This is a genomic window from Pseudomonas sp. MF6394, from assembly GCF_002018845.1.
Taxonomy (GTDB): Bacteria; Pseudomonadota; Gammaproteobacteria; order Pseudomonadales; family Pseudomonadaceae; genus Aquipseudomonas; species Aquipseudomonas lactis.
In genome coordinates, this window is sequence record NZ_MVOJ01000008.1 from 27,350 (window position 1) to 47,624 (window position 20,275).

Below are 20,275 nucleotides of genomic sequence, written 5' to 3' on the forward strand. Positions count from 1 at the left end.
GTATTTCAGGGCAGGCTCTGGGTGTGCAATATTCCCATCGCCGTGTCAGGTATTTTTTATGTCGCTACGCGTCTGCATCCTGGAAACCGATATTCTGCGTCCCGCTTTGATCGATGAGTACCAAGGCTATGGGCAGATGTTCAAGCGCCTGTTCGCCAAGCAACCGATTGCCGCCGAGTTTGTCGTCTACAACGTGGTGCAGGGCGAGTACCCGCCGGATGACGAAGTGTTTGACGCGTACCTGATCACCGGCAGCAAGGCCGACTCGTTCGGTACCGACCCTTGGATCCAGACCCTCAAGACCTACCTGCTCACGCGCTATGAGCGTGGCGACAAGCTGCTGGGGGTGTGCTTCGGCCATCAGTTGCTCGCGCTGCTGCTGGGCGGCAAGGCCGAACGTGCCAGCCAGGGCTGGGGCATGGGCACCCACGCCTACAAACTGGATGCCAAGACGCCATGGATGAGCCCCGAGGTGCCGGAGCTGACGCTATTGATCAGCCACCAGGATCAAGTGACCACCTTGCCGGAAAACGCCACCGTGATCGCCTCCAGCGAATTCTGCCCGTTTGCCGCGTACCACATCGGCGACCAGGTGCTGTGCTTCCAGGGCCATCCGGAGTTTGTTCACGACTATTCCCGTGAGTTGCTGGAAATACTTCAGACAACCCTGGGTGAAAAGGTCTACAGCAACGGCGTGGCCAGCCTGGAACGCGACCACCACGGCGTCACCGTGGCGGAATGGATGATGCGCTTCGTTGCGCATCAGCCTGAAGCCAAGGCTTAAAGCCAGCCCGAACGCTTGAAGCTGGCCCATAACCCGGTACAGCCCAGGGTAATAAACCCGAGCACCGCAAAATAGCCGTAGTGCCATTGCAGCTCGGGCATGTTCTGGAAGTTCATCCCATAAATCCCCGCCACCGCCGTGGGGAACGCCAGGATCGCCGCCCACGCGGCGAACTTGCGCTGCACCACGCTCTGGCGCGAGGCTTCCAGCAGCACACCGATCTCGATGGTCTGGCTGGCGATGTCGCGCAAGGTGGTGAGGTCTTCCATCTGCCGCGTGACATGGATCTGCACGTCACGAAAATACGGGCGCATGTTCTTGTCGATAAACGGGAAGCTGAGCTTCTGCAACTCCTGGCTGATTTCCACCATGGGCGCCACATGCCGCTTGAGCCGCAACACATCGCGGCGCAGGCCGTGGAGGTGCTGGATATCACGCTCGTTGAGTGAACTGCACAGCACGTTACGCTCCAGTTCATCGATTTCGGCGTGGATCGCCTCGCTCACCGGCTGATAGTTTTCGGTGACAAAATCCAGCAACGCATAGAGTACGAAATCTTCCCCATGCTCCAGCAACAACGGGCGCGCCTCACAACGCTGGCGCACAAAACCGTAGGACGCCGAGTGGCCGTTGCGGGCGGTGATGATATAGCCGTTGCCGGCAAAGATATGGGTTTCGATAAACTCCAGCTTGCCGTTCTCGCGCACCGGTGAGTAGGTGACGATAAACAGCGCGTCGCCGAAGGTTTCCAGCTTCGGGCGGCTGTGTTTTTCCATCGCGTCTTCAATCGCCAGCTCGTGCAGGTTGAACTGGCGTTGCAGGTTGTTCAGTTCCTGGGCGCTGGGTTCTTCCAGGCCGATCCACACAAAGTGCCCAGGTTTGGCGGCCCAGGCCGCGCCTTCATCGAGAGTAATATCCGAGACTTTCTTACCGGCGCTGTAGACGGCAGCCGCAACAACTCTACCCATGGTGCTGATCACTTCTTATCAAGAGGACAGATGTTGGGCAGCTTAGCCTGAATGGCGTTCCGTTGTTGCTCACCGACATTGCCCACTCCCCTGTAGGAGCGAGCTTGCTCGCGAAAATCGTCACCGATAACGCAGCGCCATCAGGTGACCCGCGTCGCTTATACGTTTTTCGCGAGCAAGCTCGCTCCTACAAGCTCACGGTCCATCTGCGCGATGCACTCATCCATCTGCGTTTGACACGTCAGCAGCAAATGAGGGATGTCATCCACCGTCAACCCACAGGTAGGAATCGGCGGCAACGAGCGTATCAGCACACTGCCACTGGCCCAACGATTGAGCTTCATCTGCGTCACATAGTTACTTACACACACCTGCACGATAGGCACACCGGCCGCAATCGCCATATGGAACGCGCCTTTCTTGAACGGCAACAACCCTTTGCCCAGGTTGCGCGTGCCCTCCGGGAACACCCAGATCGACGTGTCCTCATGCTGCAAGGTATGCGTGGTGGTCAGCATCGCACGCCGCGCCTTGTGTGCATTGCCACGGTCAATCAGCACATTGCCCGCCAGCCAGAACAGCTGGCCGAACAGCGGTACCCATTTCAGGCTTTTCTTGGCGATGCAGACCGTGCGATGCGGCACTACATTGCCGAGCACAAACAGATCGTAGTTGGACTGATGGTTGGCGATCACCACGCAGGTACCGGGCTTGTTGCGCAGCGAGTCGACGTCGGCCTTCACGTTCAAGCCCAGGATCCGCATGGCTGGCAACGCATAGAGGCGAGCGCAGAGACGGCTGTTGTCCGGATTGAACGGCCGGCACACACCGACCAGCACACCCAGCACGCCGGCGATCATAAAATGCAGGCCCATCAACAACATACGCAACAGAAAAAGCATCGACACGGCCCATCGGGACAAAAGGTGGCGCAGTGTACGGATGTGCACTGTATTCGGCAATTGCCCCTACAGACGTAGGAGATAGCCGATGTTTAAGCGCATGTGTCCACATTGGCCGATAACGGCTAACTAGAGCGGTTATGGAGGTTTCACATTCATAGGTAAGAAAAAGCCCGACTCAAGGTCGGGCTCAGGCACGAAAGGTGTAGGACTTAGCTCAGGCTATGGCCCTGATCCTGGATAATTGCATCGTCCAGGGCTTCGAGCAGTGTGCGGCGTACTTTCAACTTAGTGTGTTTGTGCGCGTTCATATTGATCTTCTTCAACTGCCGTGCCGCTTCCAGTGCAGCCGCTTGCAGTTCTTCCGGTGCAACCACCTTGTCGAGGAAACCTGCGTGCAGGGCGCCTTGTGGATCAAACATCTCGGCATTGATCACCGAACGCTGAAACGCCGACTTACGCAGGCGATCGCGCGCCAACTCGATACCGGCGTGGTGCATGGTCATGCCAATCGCCACTTCATTGAGGCCAATGCTGAACGGGCCTTCGACGCCAATCCGATAATCGGCCGACAACAACAGGAACGCGCCCTTGGCCACCGCATGGCCTGGGCAGGCCACGATCACCGGGAACGGATGCGCCAACATCCGCCGCGCCAGGGTCGAACCTGAAGTCACCAGGCTGATTGCCTCTTTAGGGCCGGCGGTCATCACCTTCAAATCATAACCGCCCGACAAAATCCCCGTCGTGCCCGTGATGATCACCACCGCCCGATCCTTCTCGGCCTGATCCAGCGCCGCATTAAACTCACTGACCACCGCCGGAGAAATGGCATTTACCTTGCCGTTGCTCAGGGTCAGGGTCGCGATACCGTCTTCGAAGTGGTAGGCAATCAACTCACTCATGACGCGGTTCCTTGTAGGGCTTGTTATAGAGATAGATGCACAGACGTTACTCACCACGCCCCCGCGGGTAAAGCGCCGTGACTGACTACCCAGTCAGGCTTTTCCCGCGTCCCCATGGGTAGACACCCCGCAGCAGGGCGCAGCAAGCGCTCCAGACGCCTGCCGCCGATGCCCGAGAATGGCACAATCACCACCCCTCGCCGGGAGGGGAATGGCATAACCGTCTAACCGCATGAAAATTCTGAAAAAAACCTTTGCCATCAGAAAGGCTTTCGACTACATTAGCGCGCCTCGACAGACTGAACTGGTTTGACGAGATACGGTGAAGTGTCCGAGTGGCTTAAGGAGCACGCCTGGAAAGTGTGTATACAAGAAATTGTATCGAGAGTTCGAATCTCTCCTTCACCGCCAAATTCGATGTAAACAAAACCCCTGGTTTCGAAAGAAACCAGGGGTTTTGTGATTTCTGGGTTTGAAAAGTACAACTTTTATCAGCTCAGTTGTCTGGCCTTTCAGTCTGCGGCCGCATGACGTCACACCCTATGCCTAAGCCCGCCCTCAATGCCTATGCCGATGATGCACATCCGGAAAATGCGCATGGCTATGCCTCATCACCCCATGTGCATGCACATGGCTATGAGGCACCTTCGAGTCCCACTCAAACCCATGCTCATGTTGATGATGCTCATCATGCACATGCCAATGCCCATGTTGCGTTGCCTCATGCAGATGCTCATGGGCATGCCGCTCCGTCAGGTGCAGCCACACGCCCACGGCCATCAGCGCCGAGGCAATCCAGAAGGCCACGGTCACCGACTCGCCAAACACCAGCAACGCCACTGCAGCACCGAGAAAGGGTGCCGTGGAGAAGTAAGCGCCGGTGCGCGCGCTGCCCAGCCCGCGGAGGGCCAGCACGAACATCACCAGGCTGATGCCATAGCCGAGGAAACCTACCAGTAGAATCGGCGCCAGTTGCGCCATGCCGGGAATCTGCGCCCCGAGGTAAAGTGCCAGGCTGCAATTGACCAGCCCCGCAATCAAGCCTTTGGCACCTGCGATAAACAATGCGTCAGACGCGGACACTTTGCGCGTGAGGTTGTTATCGATCCCCCAGCACAAACACGCCAGCGCAACGGCAAGCGGTCCGGTCCAGTCCTGGCGGCTGCCGTCAGCACCGGACCCTGACAACACCACGCCGCCCAGCACAATGGCGAGCATGCCGAGGACGATGCGTCGGTCGGCGTTTTCGCGGAACACGACCCAGGCGATCACGGCGGTCAGTACCGACTCAAGGTTGAGCATTAGCGAGGCGCTAGCGCTGGTGGTGCGGGTCAGGCCGAACATCAATGCAACGGGGCCGAGGATGCCGCCGAAGGCTATGGCGCCGAGTAGCCAGGGCCATTCCGATGGGGTTAGCCCGGTAGGTTTCCAGCCGCGATCACGGATCAAGCGCACACCGGCAAGGCCGATGCCGCTGCCGAGGTAGAGCAGGCCGGCGAGCAGGATGGGAGAGAGGCCCAGGCCAAGGCTTTTGGCCAGCGGGGTGCTGGCCCCGAACAGGGCGGCGGCGGCGAGTGCGTAAGCGATACTGAGATTCATGGGCCATCCTCGAAGGTCAGGCCCATGATACGTCGCTTGCCGGGGTCAGCGCCCTGGCAGTTTCATACTTACTGCGCGGTTTTCAGCTTGATCACATCACCGGAGATCTTGGTGGTGTAGCCGTTCAATACCCAGGCCCAGAACCACTTTTCCTGCACTTGGGTGTTGATCAGCGCGTCGCCGCCCTTGGCCTTGATGGCTGCATCCTGGGCGCGCACGAAGCGGTTGTTCTGGCCAATGGGGATAACGCCCAACAGCATGATGCCGGTGGCGCTGGCTTCGCTGTGGCCCAGCACGGTGTATTGGCTGGCGTCGTATTGCTGGGTTTTCATGGCGGTGCCGGTGCAACCTGCCAGGGTGAAACCAAGTACGGCTGCTGCTACGACTTTACTGAGGTATTTCACTTATAACTCCATAGATTCAAGCTCGAGATTCAATTCTCGGGGGCGACACTTTAAGCGCTCAGATGGCAGATTGAAATCGATCAGCGAGGCTGGGATGCAGATGGCTCAGTCTGGCGCGTGCTCTGCGGTGATCCCATCGCAGCCTCGCTGGGGCTCGACAGCTCCCACATATAGATGCAACCACGACGGATTGAGGTGCGCTGATTTTTCACCAGCGCCGCTGTCTCAAGCCTGTACGTAACGGCGAATAACCCGCCCATACACCGCGAGGTTGATCACCACCACCACGGCTCCCAACAGCAATTGGATATTGGCAGTCAGCCCGGCGGGGTAGATCAGCGTGAGGATGTAGTGCTCGATAAACCCGCCGCCATAACCGTCCTGCCCGGCCAGGTGGCGAAACAGGTTTTCCCAACGGGTGAGCGGGCAGGGCAGGTGCAGCACCTCCACCGCGATGCCCCAGGCAACGGCGGGCAAGTGCAGCCACATTACCCTGGGCCACTTCAGGGTGAGCAGGCCACCGAACAGCACGAACAGGATAAAGGCCAGGTGGAACAGCACGAGGCCGTCGGCGGCTAGGCGGTAGAGCATGTTTGAGCTCGATCTGAGTAAAGGAATACGTGAATTCTTGCCGGGTGACGTTATAGCTCCAGTTGACTGGCATTGATACCGAACGCCTTGGCTATCTTTTCCCGCGTGGTGCGGCGAGGTTTGCTGACCGCTTCCTGCTGGGCAAATGCCGATTGTGAAAGACCCAGGCGTTGGGCGACTTCTTCCTGGGTCAAGCTCAGGTGCTCGCGCCACGCGCGGATAGGTGTTGCGCCATCCACCAGGCGGCTGACTACCGCATGGGGGATCAGGTTTGGATCGTTTTGCTGCGCCACATAGTGTTCATAGGGAATCACCACATAGGCTGGCTTGCCCTGCGTATTGTGGATGATCTGTACGGCAGTAGGTTCGCTCGTCACGTTTTTTAACCTCTTGGATGCTGACGACCTGGATGCTGCCGTCCCAGTCGAAAATGCTGATGGTACGAATGCAACCGAAGCAATTGTTTGACGGCTTTTCGCGCCCATTGGATTGAGTTCATGGAAGTCTAATAAGTCTTTTATAAGGTTTTCAATCGATATTTTCAGAACCGCGTCAACGGGTCATGAATCAACGGTCGTGGTCCACGAAGGTTGCTTGCAGGCAACGAGGGCCGTTATTGTGCTGAATCCTTTTAGTCCTCGCCCCAAGGTTGTGTTGTGATGAATGCACCGCGTACCGCTGTCCCGATCAAGGCCGTGATTTTCGATATGGACGGGTTGTTGCTGGATACCGAAGGTATCTACACCGAAGTGACGCAGATCATTGCCGAACGCTATGGCCGTACCTACGACTGGAGCATCAAACAGCACATCATCGGGCGGGGGGCCCAGGATTTGGCCGACTATGTGGTCAAGGCGCTGGACCTGCCGATCACGCCCGCCGAGTTTCTGGAAATTCGTGAACCGCTGATGAGCGAGCGTTTTCCCAAGGCCCTGGGCATGCCCGGCGCCGAGGCGTTGGTGCGGCACTTGAAGGCGCACAATATTCCGATTGCGGTGGGCACCAGTTCATCGCGTAATTCGTTTGGCCACAAGACCACCCTGCACCGTGAATGGTTTGGCCTGTTCGACACCATCGTCACCGCCGACGACCCGGAAGTCGGCGCCGCCAAGCCCGCGCCGGATATCTTCCTCACCGCCGCGCGTCGGTTGGGTGTAGCACCTGAGGATTGCCTGGTGTTCGAAGACTCGCCGTTCGGCGTGACGGCGGCGAAGGCTGCCAACATGACCGCCATTGCGGTGCCCGATGAGGCGATGGCGGACAGCAAGTACCAGCATGCTGACCTGATTATTCGCAAACTCGCCGACTTTGACCTGGCCGCCTACGGCTTGCCTCCCATGGCCTGACCCCGCGCGGTCAAAAATGTGGGAGCTGGCTTGCTCGCGAATGCAGGGTGTCAGTCAGTAGATTTATCAACTGACCCACCGCCTTCGCGAGCAAGCCCGCTCCCACAGTTGGGTTGCGGTTCTGCAAAGAATCAGGCGCTGAACCCACCATCGATGGTCAGGCTGGCGCCCGTGATATAGCCCGCTTCCGGCCCGGCCAGATACGCCACAAAACTGGCGATCTCCTCCACATGCCCATACCGACCTACCGCCATCAACCCGATCAGGCTTTCGGCAAAATCACTGTTCGCCGGGTTCATATCGGTGTCCACCGGGCCAGGCTGCACGTTGTTGATGGTGATGCCCCGTGGCCCCAGGTCCCGTGCCAACCCCTTGGTCAACCCCACCAGCGCCGCTTTGCTCATGGCGTAGGGCCCGCCACCGCCAAAGGGCATGCGTTCGGCGTTGGTGCTGCCGATATTGATCACCCGGCCACCTTCGCCCATGTGCTTGGCGGCTTCCTGGGTGGCGATAAATACGCTGCGTACGTTGATCGCCAAGGTCTGGTCGAAGTCTTCCAGCTTGAATTCGTCCAGCGGCGCGATGGCCAGCACGCCAGCGTTATTCACCAGGATATCCAGGCGTCCAAACGCCTCGACTGTAGCCTTCACCGCAGCGCGAATCGCCGTGGCATCGGCGCTGTCGGCCTGTATCGCCAGGGCTTTGCCGCCTTCGCTGATCACTTCGTTCTGCAACGCTTGGGCCTTGGCGGCCGAGCTGACGTAGGTAAAGGCAACCGCTGCCCCCTGAGCGGCGAGGCGCTTGACGATGGCGGCGCCGATGCCGCGGGAACCGCCTTGAATCAAGGCGACTTTGCCGGTGAGGTTGTGTGTGGTCATGTCGATCTCCGAGGTAGTTGATGGGGCGAGTATCGACCTCACCCGCGCAGCTCGGTAGCCCGTGGTTGCTATAGTCTGTGTAAACCAAAAGTTTAGAGTGGGGCGATATGGAAAGCTTTGGCAGTATCGAATGCTTTGTGCGCAGCGCCGAGGGTGGCAGCTTTGCCGAGGCTGCACGGCACCTGAGCCTCACTCCCGCAGCGGTGGGTAAAAGCGTCGCCAAGCTGGAGGCGCGCCTCGGTGTGCGGCTGTTTCAGCGCAGCACTCGGCGCCTGGCGCTGACCGAAGCCGGCAAGATGTTCCTGGCGGAAGTCAGCGGCAGCCTCACCACCATCCAGAATGCGGTCGCCAACCTGGCCAGTGCCGAAGGGCGGCCGGTGGGTACACTCAAGGTCAGTATGGGGCCGGTGTTCGGCAATCGGTATGTGGTGCCTTTGTTGGGCGAATTTATGCGGCGCTTTCCGGATATCAGTCCGGACTGGCACTTCGATAACCGCCAGGTCGACCTGATCGGCCAAGGCTTCGATGCCGCTATCGGCGGTGGTTTTGAGCTGCCCCAAGGCGTGGTGGCGCGCAAGTTGACCCCGGCGCACCGGGTGCTGGTGGCGTCGCCGGATTACCTGGCGCGGCGCTCGCTGGTGCTGGCGCCCGATGACCTGTCGCACTGCCTTGGCATCTTGATCCGCTCGCCACAAACAGGCCGGGTGCGTTCATGGCAACTGACCCACCGTGAGCGCGAGCACAGCCCTTTAGTGCTGAAACCGGCGATGACCATGAGCGACTCCGAAGCCGCGTGCTGCGCCAGTGCCCAGGGCCTTGGCATCGCGCTGGTGAGCATGCCGATGGCGGTGCCGTTCCTGGACAGCGGTGCGTTGGTGCGGGTGTTACCCGATTGGTATGTGGACGACGGCAATATTTCCATCTACTACGCCGAGCATAAATTGCTGCCGGGCAAGACGCGGGCGTTTGTGGATTTCGTTATTGAGCAGTTTGCCGAGCAAAAACTGGCTCAACGGTTCAGTGCTATCTGAGCACGGCCTTACATCGAGTCGTGGCCATCGCGGGCAAGCCCGGCTCCCACAGTGATCGCGATCCAATGTGGGAGCCGGGCTTGCCCGCGATGCAGGCGCATCGGTCTACCGCCCGAACTTGCCCGGCCAGCCGATGACCTTCTTTGGTCGCGGCGTGGCGTACGTCCTGACCTTCGACGTCGACAACCCCAACCGCACCAACGACTCGGCCACCATCACCGCCGCCGTCACCCCGTCCACCACCGGAACCCCGGTGCGCTGGCGGATCTGCTCATCCAGCCCGGCCATGCCGCCGCAGCCCAGGCAGATCACCTCGGCCTTGTCGTCGCGGATGGCCAGTTCGGCCTGGCGCACGATGGCCTCCATGGCGCCCAGCGGGTCTTCTTCCAATTCCAGCACCGCCATGCCGCTGGCGCGCACCGAAGCGCAACGCTGGTAGAGGCCGGCGAGTTTCAGCCGGTCTTCAATCAGCGGCACAGTGCGGTCCAGGGTGGTCACCACCGAGTAGGCGTGCCCCAGGAACATCGCGGTACTGGCCGCCGCTTCGGTGATATCCACCACCGGTACATTGAGCAGTTCCTGCAGGCCTTCACGGCCATGCTCGCCATAGCCGGCCTGGATCACCGCATCAAAGGGCTGGTCGTAGGCCATCACCCGGTCCATCACGGCGATGGCCGCCAGGTAGCTCTCAAAATTGCCTTCCACCGATTCGGCGCCGAAGTACGGGGTGAGCCCGACAATCTCGGTGCCCGGTGAAGCCACCGCCCGTGCTTGCTGGGCGATGGTCTCGGTGATGGATTCGGTGGTGTTGACGTTGACCACGAGGATACGCATGGAAAGTCCTTGTTTAATGACTGACGTTATCGACGGCAATGCTTTCGCCGCTGACATCGGCGTAGTGCGGTTGACGCTTGGCAATCAGCAGGTACAGCAACCCGGCAATGCCTGCGCCAAACAACCAGGAAAACGGCGAGACGCTGGCAAACCCCGGCAACAGCGCCAGCAGGATGGCGATCACCGCCGCCGGTATGAACGCCGCCACCGCACGCATATTCACCCCCCGGCTGTAGTAATAAATGCCTTGGGGGTCTTCGCTGTACAGCTGCGGCACGTCCACCTGGCTTTTACGGATCAGCCAGTAATCGACCATGATCACCCCGTACAACGGCCCCAGCAGCGCGCCCAGGCCAGAAAGGAAATACACGATCACCAACGGGCTGTTATAGAGGTTCCACGGCAGGATCAGCACGGCAACGAAGGCGCTGATCAACCCGGCGCGGCGGAAGTTCAGGTACTTGGGCGCCAGGTTGCTCAGCACAAAGGCCGGAGCGACGAAGTTGGCCATGATGTTTACCGCCACGGTGACGATCAGGAAAGCCAGGCAGCCGAGCACAAGAAAGAAGGTGTTAGGGATCGCCGCGATGATTTCGGTCGGGCTTTCGATCACGCGGCCATTGAGCTGGAACTGCCCGCCGCACAGCAGCACGGTAATCGCGGCGAACACCAGGATATTCACCGGCAGGCCCCAGAAGTTGCCGACCTGGATGGTCTTGCTGCAGGGTGAGGAACGGGCGAAGTCGCAGAAGTTGAGGATCAGGGTGCCGTAGATGGCCAGCCACAGCGCGCCGCCGGCAAAGATATTGCGCCACATCTCGCCGCCACTCAGGGGCTCGCGGATCGACCAGGCAATTTGCCCGTTCGCCTGGAAGTACATCCAGCCGGCCAGCGCAGCCACGGTCAGCAGAATCACCGGCCCGGCGAAGCCTTCATAGCGACGTACCATTTCCATGCCATAGGCGAGGATCACCAACTGCACCAGCCAGATCGCCACAAAGCACGCCCAACCTAAGGTCGACAGGCCGAGAACCGAGTCGTGGTCATAATCGGCAAACCCTGGATGAATGGCCGTCAGCAGTACGCGGAAAACCACCGAGGCCAGGTAGGTCTGGATACCAAACCAGGCAATCGCAATCACCGCCCGAATCAACGCCGGAATTTGCGCCCCGTGAATGCCGAAACTGATGCGGCTGATAACCGGAAACGGCACACCGGTCTTCTGCCCCATGTAGCCCGACAAGTTCATGAAGAAGTACACCAGCGCCGCGCCGATCCCCAGGGACAGCAATATTTGCCAGCCGCCCAGGCCTAATGCATATAAGCCGATGGCGAATGAGTAGTTGGCGATGTTGTGCACGTCATTGGTCCACAACGCGAAGATGCTATAGCGCCCCCAGCGTCGTCCTTCGACCTTGGTGGGCGCCAGGTCCTTGTTGTGCAGGCGTGGGCTGAGCACCAGCGGGCCGGGGCCTGTGGCTGCAGGATTTAATGGGGAGGAGGGCAGATCCAGTGCGAGGGTGTTCGAGAGACTTGTACGCATTCCGGCAGGCTCCAGCGCATCTGCAGCAAAGCGGCGGATGGCAAAGTGTATGTAGGTTCTGTATTGATTGTATACAAAGCGTACTTCTGCCTAAGCCATATGCGTGCCAATTCTCGATATATGAAAATATTGGCTAATTTCGTTTTTATATAGGTTGAGAATAACTTACTGAATTACGGGCACTATAAGTTGACCGTTTGAACAGGTATTTATTTTTTTGTTAATTGGAGGGCTATTTATAGACGGCGCCATTGGCGCAGGGAGATGTTACGTTTTGGTGCGTTGTATATTAAGTTGCACACAAAAATGGCACTTATGGTTACAGGGTTGTGTACAAGATTTGCCCGGCCACAAAGCAAATCTCGCTTTCTGTAGGAGCGAGCTTGCTCGCCAAAAACTTAACGACCCCGCGTTTATTCAGGAAGCACGCGTTATCGTTGACGTTTTTCGCGAGCAAGCTTGCTTCTACAGGGTTTTTGACCGCGTCAGAGGCTCAAGCCTTGCTGATGATATTCCCCGCATGCAGCCCGCATTCCTTCTGCGTGGCTTCTTCCCACCACCAGCGGCCTTCGCGCTCATGCTGGCGGGGCAATACCGGCCGGGTGCAGGGCTCGCAGCCGATGCTGATAAAACCGCGCTCATGCAGGCTGTTGTACGGCAGCTCCAGCATGCGGATATAACCCCACACCTCCTCGCTGGTTATCTGCGCCAGCGGGTTGAACTTGTACAGGGTACGTTCCGGCGTGGAGAACGCCGTGTCGATTTCCAGCGCCGCCACCTGGCTGCGAGTGCCGGGGCTCTGGTCGCGGCGCTGGCCGGTGGCCCAGGCACTCACAGCTGCGAGTTTGCGGCGCAGCGGTTCGATCTTGCGGATGCCGCAGCATTCGCCATGGCCGTCCTTATAGAAGCTGAACAGGCCTTTGTCTTTGACGAAGGGCTCCAGCTTGCTTGAGTCCGGCGAGATCAGCTCGATGTCGATCTTGTAGAACTCACGCACCTGCTCGATAAACCGGTAGGTCTCGGGGTGCAGGCGGCCAGTGTCGAGGCTGAACACCTTGACGTTCTTGTTCAGCTTCCAGGCCATGTCCACCAGCACCACATCCTCGGCACCGCTGAAGGAAATCCACAGGTCATCGCCGAACTGGCTGAACGCCAGCTTGAGAATGTCCTGGGCAGACTTGTTGGCATAAGTCGTGGCGAGTTCAACGACGTCGAAGGCTTGGTTCATCAGGACGGTTCCTACAGGTCAGTGGCGCTGAGCGCTCTCTAGGAGGGCGATGGTATCAAAATCTGTCCCGCGTTGCGGCGGCGGGCTTGAGTCGCTAGAGTTCGGCAGTCCTTTTGCTCGCTCAACTAACAACATCTAATAGGAGTGTCGTGTGGAAATTGCCTGCCTTGACCTGGAAGGGGTGCTGGTTCCGGAAATCTGGATCGCCTTCGCCGAAAAAACCGGTATCGAATCCCTGCGCGCCACCACCCGTGACATCCCCGACTACGACGTGCTGATGCAGCAACGCCTGCGCATCCTCGACGAGCATGGGCTCAAGCTGGCCGATATCCAGGCCGTGATCGCCACACTCAAGCCGCTGGACGGCGCCATCGAGTTCGTCAACTGGCTGCGTGAGCGTTTCCAGGTGGTGATCCTGTCCGACACCTTCTACGAATTCTCCCAACCGCTGATGCGTCAGCTGGGTTTCCCGACTTTGCTTTGCCACCGCTTGATCACCGATGAAAACGACCGGGTGGTCAGCTACCAACTGCGCCAGAAAGACCCCAAGCGCCAATCGGTGCTGGCATTCAAAACCCTCTACTACCGCGTGATCGCTGCCGGTGATTCCTACAACGACACCAGCATGCTGGGTGAAGCTGACCGCGGGATTCTGTTCCATGCGCCGGACAATGTGATTCGCGAATTCCCGCAGTTCCCGGCGGTGCATACGTTTGAAGACCTGAAGAAAGAGTTTATCAAGGCGTCGAATCGGCAGTTGAGCCTGTAAGTGTTTCTGCGAGGCTGATTGCCCCATCGCAGGCAAGCCAGCTCCCACCTTTGATCGCGGCGCGGTCGAAGGTGGGAGGGGGCTTGCCCCCGATGGGGCCGGTACAGGCCCTACAAACTTTCCAATGTCTGTAACAACACCCGCACCTTCGTCAGCGACTCCTGATACTCCGCCTGCCACTCTGAGTCCGCCACAATCCCACCGCCACCCCAGCAACACACCTGCCCGTCCTTGACCAGCAAGCTGCGGATGGCAATGGAGCTGTCCATCTCGCCGCGCACGTCCAGGTACACCAGCGACCCGCAATAGAGCCCGCGGCGGGTGGGTTCAAGTTCGTCGATAATCTGCATCGCACGAAGCTTCGGCGCGCCCGGGATGGAGCCGCCGGGGAAGCTGCCGGCGATCAGGTCGAGGGCGTCTTTGTCGTCGGCCAATACGCCGGTGACGCTGCTCACCAGGTGGTGCACGTTGGGGTAGCTTTCCAGGCTGAACAGCTCCGGCACTTTCACTGAGCCTATGCGGCAACTGCGGCCGAGGTCGTTGCGCAGCAGGTCAACGATCATCAGGTTTTCTGCGCGGTCCTTGGGGCTGGCGAGCAACTCAGCGGCGTTGGCGGCATCCTCTTCGGGGGTTAAACCGCGAGGGCGGGTGCCCTTGATCGGGCGGGTTTCCACCTGACGCTCGCTGATGCGCACAAAGCGTTCCGGCGACAGGCTCAGCACCGCGCCGTCATCGGGCAAACTCTGGAACCCGGAAAACGGCGTCGGGCAGGCTTCGCGCAGCGCGCAGTAGGCTGCCCATGGATCGCCGATGCACGGCGCACGAAAGCGTTGGGCAAAGTTGACCTGGTAGCAGTCGCCGGCCTGGATGTAATCCTGAATGCGAATGATGGCCTGGTGATACGCCTCGGCGCTGAGGTCCGGGACCATGGGGCCGTGAAGCTTGAAGGTCGTCGGCGCATCGCTTTGTGCCTGACTGAACACGTTGATCAAGCGTTGCCGCTCGCTGTCGGCCAGCGCAGGGTGAAAGACCAACTGGCTGGTTTGCACCTGGTGATCGCTGACCAGCGCCCAGGCATAGAGCCCGAAACGCGCATCGGGCAGATGCAAATCGTCCACGGCCAGGTGTGAAACCTGCTCCAGGTGCCGACCAAAGTCATAGCTCAGGTAACCGATCAAACCACCGGCAAACGGTAAGTCATAGCCGTCAGGCAATGTCGCTTGACCCAACTGCGTCAGGTTCTTGCGCAAGCGTTGCAGGAAATCACCGCCACTTTCGTCCGGCCCAACCGTCAGGGTCGCTTCGGGCCAGGCACTGAGCAGGTCATACCGGCCGCGAACAGCCATCGGGCGGCCGCTGTCGAGCAGCACCGCACCAGGGGCGTGGCGAATGACCGCAAAGAACTCGGTGGGATTGGCCCGGTAGGGCAACGGGTATACGGAACAGGTCGACATGCGGGGGTGGATCAGCCAGTGGCGCGGGGGAGGGATTGTAGTCCCCTGTAGGATTTGCTCCTAGAGGGGATGTCGGGGATAGACAGTTCGAAGACCGGATCAGCCTTCCACGGGCGGTATATGGCCGAACATTTCCTGCACGAACTTCACACGCTCTTCCGGCGTTTCTATCACGCCGGCCGCCTTGAGTTCTTCCAGTCGTGCCTCCACCGCATGGGTGCGCAGAGTCAGGCCGCAGTCGTTGGCAATCTGGATGTTCAGCCCAGGCCGTGCGTTCAGCTCAAGGATCAGCGGGCCTTTTTCCTGGTCCAGCACCATGTCCACGCCGATATAACCCAGCCCGCACAGCTCGTAGCAGCCGGCGGCGAGCTTCATGAAACCGTCCCAGTTGGGCAGTTGCACGCCATCTACCGCGTTGGTGGTGTCGGGGTGCTTGGTGATGATGTTGTTCAGCCAGGTGCCGCGCAGGGTCAGGCCGGTGGCCAGGTCTACACCCACGCCGATCGCGCCCTGGTGCAGGTTGGCCTTGCCGCCGGACTGGCGGGTGGGCAAGCGCAGCATCGCCATCACCGGGTAGCCCATCAGCACGATGATGCGAATGTCTGGCACGCCTTCGTAGCTGATGCTCTTGAAGATCTGGTCGGGCACCACGCGGTACTCGATCAATGCGCGGTCGCGGTGGCCGCCCAGGGAATACAGGCCGGTGAGGATGCTGGAAATCTGGTGCTCGATCTCCTCATGGCTGATGATTTTGCCGGACACCGTGCGATAGCGCCCTTCAAACCGGTCGGCCACCACCAGGATGCCGTCACCGCCGGCGCCCTGGGCGGGCTTGATCACGAAGTCGCTGCGCCCACCGATAATCTCGTCGAGCTTGTCGATTTCCTTTTCGGTGGAGATCACCCCGTACATTTCCGGCACGTGGATGCCGGCCGCCAGGGCCCGTTCCTTGGTGATGATCTTGTCATCCACGATAGGGTACAGGCTGCGCTTGTTGTACTTGAGCACGTAGTCGGCATTACGCCGATTGATGCCCATGATCCCCCGCGCTTCCAGGGCCTTCCAGGTCTTCCAGAAGCCGAACATCAAGAGTCAGCCTTCAGGAACGCCTTGAAGCGCACCAGCTCGGTGAGGCGATAGCCGCGATAGCGACCCATGGCCAGCATGAAGCCCACCAGAATCAACAGGATCGCCGGGAAGGTGAACACGAAGTACACCAGCTCCGGCACGCTCATGATCAGGTGCGCCAGGGAGGCGGCGAACAGCGTGCCAATCGCGACTTTCAGCGCATGGTTGGCACCACGTTCCTCCCAGGTGATCGACAGGCGTTCAATGGTCATGGTCAGGATCACCATCGGGAACAGCGCCACCGACAAGCCACGCTCCAGCCCCAGCTTGTGGCTGAACAGGCTGATGGCGGCAATCAACACCACCACGAAGGTCAGCACCACCGACAGCCTCGGCAGCATTTGCAGTTTCAGGTGTTCAAGGTACGACCTGAGCGACAGGCCCAGGGCCGTGATGATCGTGAACAGCACAATCCCGAAGCCCAACTGGGTCTCGCGGAACGCCAGGGCGATCAGCACGGGGGTGAAGGTGCCCAGGGTCTGCAGGCCGATGAGGTTACGCAGGATCAGGATCACCAGCACGCCAATCGGGATCATCACCATGATCATGAAGGTCTGTTGGGTTTGCAGCGGCAGGCCGTACAGCGAGTATTCGAGGAAGTTGGCGTCGGTGTTTTCGTCGGTCAGCTTGGCCAGGCGAATCGCGTTCATTTCGCTGTTGTTGAGGCTGAAGGTCACCATGGCCTTCTTGCCGCCATCGACCGTAATCAGGTTTTCATCGCCGGTCCACCACAGCAGGCGGTCGGCGGGCAGGCCCTGTTCGCCGGTCTCCGGGTTGAAGTACAGCCAGTCGTTGCCGTTGAAACTGCGCAGCCACAGCTCCGGGGTTTGCGGCTGGTCGGCCACCAGGCGGATGGTGTGGACTTTCTCTACTGGCACGTGGGCGATGGACAGCAGCAGTTCGACGATCTTGGCTTTGTGCGGCGTCGAGGGGTCGCCGGCCAGCAGCAACTTCACATTGTCGTCGTTGAGGTTGTTGGTGCGCTTGATGGCTTCGCTGATAAAGGTCTCGACGTCGGCCGAGTGCTGGCGGATCGGCGCCAGCAGGGCTTCGGCGGCGATCTTCTCGGGGCCTTCCACGGCGATGCTGTCGCGGAAGGTCGGGCCTTTGATCTTGACCTTCTCGCCGCTGTAGCGCTTGGTCAGCACCAGGCGGTAATAGAGGGTCTGGTTGCCCTTGGCCCGGCGCGCCGACCAGGTGACCTTGCGGTTGCCGTCGATACGGTTGACGCTCACCCCATAGTTGTTGGAGATAAAGCTTTCATTGAGGCTGACGAAGTCGCGGCTCAGGGGCGGCACGAACATCTGGATCTTGACCGGGTCTTTCGGGTTGGCGACGAACTCGACCTTGGCGTCGATGTTCCACAAGTCGTCGGTGGCATCTTCGGTGACGGGAATCCCCAGCACGAAGATCTGATAGGCGGTGACCGAAATGCCCAGCACCACCAGCAAGGTGATCAGGATTTTCAGGTGCAGGGTCAGAGAGCGCATTCGGTTTACTCGGCGGTATTAAGCGTCGGCGGCGCAGGCAGGTTTGCCTGCTGCATATTTAAGACTGGGGTCGACCAGCGCATCAAAGCGTTTCAAGGCTTCGGAGCCAATCAGCAGCGGGTATTGGAATGCGCTGCGGTCAGTCAAGTTCACTTCGATGCTGCGTAAAGCACTGCCCATGCAGATATCCAGCGCAATCACTGGGCGGGCGGTGTAGTTCTTGTCTTCATCGGGGTCGTAGTCGCCGGCGCGGCGCTTGATCTTGCTGACACGCGCCAGGGGCAGTTCGATGGGGTGGGAATGGGCGGTGTCGATGGCCAGGTAGAAGCGGACCCAGGATTCGCCATTGCGCTTGAAGCGCTTGATATCGCGGGCACTCAACGAGGCGGTCTTGGCGCCGGTGTCGAGTTTGGCCGCCACTTCCAGGTCGATACCTGCAAGCTTGGCGTATTCATTCAGGCCGTACACGGTCTTCTCGGCGCCAGCGCCAAGGCTCGGTATGCACAGCAGGCACATCACTAGTAGGTAAGGCTTGAGTCTCATAAATCCTGAGGCAGGGCAGTGCACTGTTCATTTCAAGGCGACTGGCATTGCTGCGCAATCTCGGGTGCGCCCTTTCATCATCTGATGTCAGGCAAAAGCGGCGGGCATTCTAACATGATGCTTTTTTGGCGCCAGCGCTGGCAGGCGGCCATGCCTTGGCAAGCGAATGAGGCGGTTATTAGACGATTGTCGACAATGTGTATTTATTCTTTGACTATGCGGGGCTAATTGGCTAGTTTTTGCGGCATTGCTTTTAAAGGTGTCGACAATATGTTGGAGCAACTGGAAAAACCAGCCGTGGCACCAGACGATTCCCAGACCATGTCGGAGAACGTCTTCCGGCGTATCCAGGCCGCCATCGTCAAAGGCGAAATCGCCCCCGGCAGCAAGATTTCCGAGCCGGAGCTGGCGCGCACCTACGGCATCAGCCGCGGCCCATTGCGCGAAGCGATCCATCGCCTGGAAGGCCAGCGCCTGCTGGTGCGGGTGCCTCACGTCGGCGCGCGCGTGGTGTCTTTGAGCCACGCCGAGTTGGTCGAACTGTACGAAATTCGCGAGTCCCTGGAGGGCATGGCCTGTCGCCTGGCCGCCGAGCGCATGACCGACGCGGAAATCGAAGAACTGCGCCAGGTATTGCACACCCATGAACGGGATGCCGCGTTCCAGGCCGGTGTCGGCTATTACCAGCAGGAAGGCGACTTCGATTTTCACTACCGCATCATTCAAGGCGCCGGTAACCGCACCCTCACCCAAATGCTCTGCGGCGAGCTGTACCAATTGGTGCGCATGTATCGCATCCAGTTCTCCGCCACCCCCAATCGTCCACGCCAGGCCTTTGCCGAGCATCACCGCATTCTGGACGCGATTGCCGATCGCGACGGTGAACTGGCCGAACTGTTGATGCGCCGGCATATCGGCGCCTCCAAACGCAACATTGCCCGTCACTTCCCGGACGGTGCGCCTTCATCACGAGGTGAGTCATGAGTTCCAACAACAACAGCACTCCCGGCCAGCGTTTCCGTGACGCCGTCGCCAGCGAACAGCCCTTGCAAGTGGTGGGCGCCATCAACGCCAACCACGCGCTCTTGGCTAAGCGCGCTGGTTTCAAGGCGATTTACCTGTCAGGTGGCGGTGTAGCCGCCGGCTCCCTCGGCGTGCCAGACCTGGGCATCACCGGCTTGGATGACGTGCTCACCGACGTGCGCCGCCTTACCGACGTGTGCGACCTGCCGCTGCTGGTGGACGTGGACACCGGTTTCGGCTCCTCGGCGTTCAACGTGGCGCGTACCGTCAAGTCGATGATCAAGTTCGGCGCCGCCGCCATTCATATCGAAGACCAGGTCGGCGCCAAGCGCTGCGGTCACCGCCCGAACAAAGAAATCGTGTCCCAGCAGGAAATGGTCGACCGCATCAAGGCCGCCGTGGATGCGCGTACCGATGACAGCTTCGTGATCATGGCGCGCACCGACGCCCTGGCGGTCGAGGGCCTGGAGTCTGCCCTGGAACGTGCTGCCGCGTGCATCGAGGCCGGTGCCGACATGGTGTTCCCGGAAGCCATCACTGAACTGGAGATGTACAAGCTGTTCGCCTCCCGCGTGAAGGCGCCGATCCTGGCGAACATCACCGAGTTCGGCGCGACACCGCTGTACACCACCGAACAGTTGAAATCTGCGGATGTTTCCATTGTGCTGTACCCGCTCTCGGCCTTCCGTGCCATGAACAAGGCCGCCGAGAATGTCTACACCGCGATTCGTCGCGACGGTACCCAGCAGAACGTGATCGACACCATGCAAACGCGCATGGAGCTTTACGATCGCATCGACTACCACACCTTCGAGCAGAAGCTCGACGCGCTGTTCGCCGCGAAGAAATAAACCC

At 59.7% G+C, this 20,275-nt stretch carries 21 protein-coding genes, 1 tRNA gene and 1 pseudogene; 7 read left to right on the forward strand and 16 right to left on the reverse strand.

Features of this window, described 5'->3' with window-relative positions; genetic code table 11:
• The first annotated feature begins 58 nt into the window (after positions 1 to 58).
• Positions 59 to 784, forward strand: a complete 726-nt coding sequence (locus MF6394_RS10690) for an amidotransferase (protein WP_014719523.1) — start codon at positions 59 to 61, stop codon at positions 782 to 784.
• On the opposite strand, the gene MF6394_RS10695 is transcribed toward MF6394_RS10690, so the two are convergent.
• The 3 genes from MF6394_RS10695 to MF6394_RS10705 form a co-directional block, all read right to left on the reverse strand.
• On the reverse strand, positions 781 to 1,752 hold the full coding sequence (locus MF6394_RS10695; RefSeq protein WP_003193449.1) for a magnesium and cobalt transport protein CorA: 972 nt from the start codon (positions 1,750 to 1,752) through the stop codon (positions 781 to 783). The two genes, MF6394_RS10690 and MF6394_RS10695, sit on opposite strands and share 4 nt — an antisense overlap.
• Before the next feature lie 158 nt (positions 1,753 to 1,910).
• Entirely contained in the window at positions 1,911 to 2,654 is a 744-nt protein-coding gene (locus MF6394_RS10700; protein WP_069557576.1) for a 1-acylglycerol-3-phosphate O-acyltransferase, read from the reverse strand.
• Between the two features lie 212 nt (positions 2,655 to 2,866).
• Positions 2,867 to 3,559 carry a crotonase/enoyl-CoA hydratase family protein gene (locus MF6394_RS10705; protein ID WP_078466658.1) on the reverse strand — a complete coding sequence of 231 codons (693 nt, stop codon included), beginning with the start codon at positions 3,557 to 3,559 and terminating at the stop codon, positions 2,867 to 2,869.
• 321 nt (positions 3,560 to 3,880) lie between these two features.
• Between MF6394_RS10705 and MF6394_RS10710 the strand changes: the two genes are divergently transcribed.
• A tRNA-Ser gene (locus MF6394_RS10710) sits at positions 3,881 to 3,970 on the forward strand.
• A gap of 147 nt (positions 3,971 to 4,117) precedes the next feature.
• Here the strand turns inward: MF6394_RS10710 and MF6394_RS10715 are convergent.
• From MF6394_RS10715 to MF6394_RS10735, 5 genes and pseudogenes are all read right to left on the reverse strand, one after another.
• Positions 4,118 to 5,158, reverse strand: a complete 1,041-nt coding sequence (locus MF6394_RS10715) for a DMT family transporter (protein ID WP_044275130.1) — start codon at positions 5,156 to 5,158, stop codon at positions 4,118 to 4,120.
• Between the two features lie 68 nt (positions 5,159 to 5,226).
• Complete coding sequence (locus tag MF6394_RS10720) at positions 5,227 to 5,562, reverse strand: hypothetical protein (protein ID WP_032895768.1); 336 nt, start codon at positions 5,560 to 5,562, stop codon at positions 5,227 to 5,229.
• Between the two features lie 225 nt (positions 5,563 to 5,787).
• Complete coding sequence (locus MF6394_RS10725) at positions 5,788 to 6,153, reverse strand: DUF2784 domain-containing protein (protein WP_044275129.1); 366 nt, start codon at positions 6,151 to 6,153, stop codon at positions 5,788 to 5,790.
• Between the two features lie 50 nt (positions 6,154 to 6,203).
• On the reverse strand, positions 6,204 to 6,530 hold the full coding sequence (locus MF6394_RS10730; RefSeq protein WP_078466659.1) for a helix-turn-helix domain-containing protein: 327 nt from the start codon (positions 6,528 to 6,530) through the stop codon (positions 6,204 to 6,206).
• Positions 6,514 to 6,652: pseudogene (locus MF6394_RS10735) on the reverse strand (type II toxin-antitoxin system RelE/ParE family toxin); the annotation flags it as partial. The gene MF6394_RS10730 and the pseudogene MF6394_RS10735, both read right to left, overlap by 17 nt.
• Positions 6,653 to 6,812: 160 nt before the next feature.
• On the opposite strand from MF6394_RS10735, the gene MF6394_RS10740 reads away from it, so the two are divergent.
• Complete coding sequence (locus MF6394_RS10740; RefSeq protein ID WP_047711581.1) at positions 6,813 to 7,499, forward strand: HAD-IA family hydrolase; 687 nt, start codon at positions 6,813 to 6,815, stop codon at positions 7,497 to 7,499.
• Positions 7,500 to 7,630: 131 nt separating this feature from the next.
• Here MF6394_RS10740 and MF6394_RS10745 read toward each other — a convergent pair whose 3' ends face one another.
• The gene (locus MF6394_RS10745; RefSeq protein WP_047711580.1) at positions 7,631 to 8,377 is read right to left on the reverse strand and encodes a 3-oxoacyl-ACP reductase family protein; all 747 of its coding nucleotides are present in this window, start codon (positions 8,375 to 8,377) and stop codon (positions 7,631 to 7,633) included.
• Between the two features lie 107 nt (positions 8,378 to 8,484).
• On the opposite strand from MF6394_RS10745, the gene MF6394_RS10750 reads away from it, so the two are divergent.
• Positions 8,485 to 9,408, forward strand: a complete 924-nt coding sequence (locus MF6394_RS10750) for a LysR family transcriptional regulator (RefSeq protein WP_069557573.1) — start codon at positions 8,485 to 8,487, stop codon at positions 9,406 to 9,408.
• A gap of 105 nt (positions 9,409 to 9,513) precedes the next feature.
• Here the strand turns inward: MF6394_RS10750 and MF6394_RS10755 are convergent, their stop codons facing one another.
• The 3 genes from MF6394_RS10755 to MF6394_RS10765 all read right to left on the reverse strand — a co-directional run bounded on the left by MF6394_RS10755 (position 9,514) and on the right by MF6394_RS10765 (position 13,013).
• A complete protein-coding gene (locus tag MF6394_RS10755) occupies positions 9,514 to 10,242 on the reverse strand; it encodes an aspartate/glutamate racemase family protein (protein ID WP_034136192.1) in 729 nt (242 codons plus the stop codon).
• Between the two features lie 13 nt (positions 10,243 to 10,255).
• The gene (locus MF6394_RS10760; protein WP_078466660.1) at positions 10,256 to 11,785 is read right to left on the reverse strand and encodes an NCS1 family nucleobase:cation symporter-1; all 1,530 of its coding nucleotides are present in this window, start codon (positions 11,783 to 11,785) and stop codon (positions 10,256 to 10,258) included.
• Positions 11,786 to 12,278: 493 nt separating this feature from the next.
• Positions 12,279 to 13,013 carry a phosphoadenylyl-sulfate reductase gene (locus MF6394_RS10765; RefSeq protein ID WP_078466661.1) on the reverse strand — a complete coding sequence of 245 codons (735 nt, stop codon included), beginning with the start codon at positions 13,011 to 13,013 and terminating at the stop codon, positions 12,279 to 12,281.
• Positions 13,014 to 13,164: 151 nt separating this feature from the next.
• On the opposite strand from MF6394_RS10765, the gene thrH reads away from it, so the two are divergent.
• Positions 13,165 to 13,782 carry a bifunctional phosphoserine phosphatase/homoserine phosphotransferase ThrH gene (gene thrH, locus MF6394_RS10770; RefSeq protein WP_014719505.1) on the forward strand — a complete coding sequence of 206 codons (618 nt, stop codon included), beginning with the start codon at positions 13,165 to 13,167 and terminating at the stop codon, positions 13,780 to 13,782.
• 110 nt (positions 13,783 to 13,892) lie between these two features.
• On the opposite strand, the gene pabB is transcribed toward thrH, so the two are convergent.
• The 4 genes from pabB to rloA all read right to left on the reverse strand — a co-directional run bounded on the left by pabB (position 13,893) and on the right by rloA (position 18,397).
• The gene (gene pabB / locus MF6394_RS10775; RefSeq protein ID WP_078466662.1) at positions 13,893 to 15,236 is read right to left on the reverse strand and encodes an aminodeoxychorismate synthase component I; all 1,344 of its coding nucleotides are present in this window, start codon (positions 15,234 to 15,236) and stop codon (positions 13,893 to 13,895) included.
• A gap of 99 nt (positions 15,237 to 15,335) precedes the next feature.
• Positions 15,336 to 16,322, reverse strand: coding sequence for an alpha-L-glutamate ligase-like protein (locus tag MF6394_RS10780; protein ID WP_069557568.1), 987 nt, complete (start codon positions 16,320 to 16,322; stop codon positions 15,336 to 15,338).
• Positions 16,322 to 17,854, reverse strand: a complete 1,533-nt coding sequence (gene rloB / locus MF6394_RS10785; protein ID WP_003193324.1) for an osmotic stress tolerance membrane protein RloB — start codon at positions 17,852 to 17,854, stop codon at positions 16,322 to 16,324. The genes MF6394_RS10780 and rloB overlap by 1 nt, the downstream gene beginning before the upstream one ends.
• 18 nt (positions 17,855 to 17,872) lie before the next feature.
• Entirely contained in the window at positions 17,873 to 18,397 is a 525-nt protein-coding gene (gene rloA / locus MF6394_RS10790) for a retropepsin-like aspartic peptidase RloA (RefSeq protein WP_014719501.1), read from the reverse strand.
• A gap of 270 nt (positions 18,398 to 18,667) precedes the next feature.
• Between rloA and MF6394_RS10795 the strand changes: the two genes are divergently transcribed.
• Both MF6394_RS10795 and prpB read left to right on the forward strand, forming a co-directional pair.
• Positions 18,668 to 19,381, forward strand: coding sequence for a GntR family transcriptional regulator (locus MF6394_RS10795; protein ID WP_003193321.1), 714 nt, complete (start codon positions 18,668 to 18,670; stop codon positions 19,379 to 19,381).
• Positions 19,378 to 20,271, forward strand: a complete 894-nt coding sequence (gene prpB, locus MF6394_RS10800; RefSeq protein WP_078466663.1) for a methylisocitrate lyase — start codon at positions 19,378 to 19,380, stop codon at positions 20,269 to 20,271. Before MF6394_RS10795 ends, prpB begins: the two co-directional genes overlap by 4 nt.
• Positions 20,272 to 20,275 lie beyond the last annotated feature (4 nt).